Below are 927 nucleotides of genomic sequence, written 5' to 3'. Positions count from 1 at the left end.
CATGAACCAGCTCGACGCACTCAAACGCTACACCACCGTGGTCGCGGACACCGGCGACTTCCTGCAACTGGAGCAGTTCCAGCCGCGCGATGCCACCACCAACCCCTCGCTGATCCTCAAGTCGGTGCAAAAGCCCGAGTATGCCCACCTGCTGGCCGACACCGTGGCGCGCTTTCGCGACCGCCCGCTCGACGAGATCGTCGACAGGCTGCTGGTGCGCTTCGGCTGCGAGATCCTGGCCCGCGTGCCCGGCCGCGTCTCGACCGAGGTCGACGCCCGCCTGAGCTTCGACAGCGCCGCCACCGTCGCGCGCGCCGAGCGCCTGATCGAGCTCTACCAGGCCGCGGGCGTCGATACCAGCCGCGTGCTGATCAAGATCGCCGCCACCTGGGAAGGCATCCAGGCCGCCGAGCAGCTCGAGCAGCGCGGCATCCACTGCAACCTGACCCTGCTGTTCTCGTTTGCCCAGGCGGTGGCCTGCGGCCAGGCCAGGGTGCAGCTGATCTCGCCCTTCGTCGGCCGGATCTACGACTGGTACAAGAAGCAGGCCGGCGCCTCCTGGGACGAGGCTGCGATGTCGGGCGCCAACGACCCGGGCGTGCAGTCGGTGCGCCAGATCTACCAGTTCTACAAGCGCTTCGGCATCGCGACCGAGGTCATGGGCGCGAGCTTTCGCAACATCGGCCAGATCCAGGCGCTGGCGGGCTGCGACCTGCTGACCATCAGCCCGGACCTGCTCGGCGCCCTGTCGGCGAGCGAGGCACCGCTGGCGCGCGCGCTCGACCCCGAGGCCGCTGCGGCGCTGCAGCTGCCCTTCGTGCAATACGACGAGCCGGCCTTCCGCCTCGCGCTCAACGAGGACGCGATGGCGACCGAGAAGCTGGCCGAGGGCATCCGCGCCTTCTGCGCCGATGCCCTCAAGCTCGA

1 protein-coding gene is annotated in these 927 nt (G+C 69.3%); it reads left to right on the top strand.

Features of this window, described 5'->3' with window-relative positions:
- Position 1: 1 nt before the first annotated feature.
- Positions 2–927: transaldolase (gene tal, locus C6P64_RS05030; protein ID WP_105747502.1), on the top strand; the 926-nt coding region annotated here is incomplete at its 3' end.

The sequence above is a fragment of the Malikia granosa genome (assembly GCF_002980595.1).
GTDB lineage: Bacteria > Pseudomonadota > Gammaproteobacteria > Burkholderiales > Burkholderiaceae_C > Malikia > Malikia granosa.
This window is presented reverse-complemented; position numbering and strand designations above follow the sequence as displayed.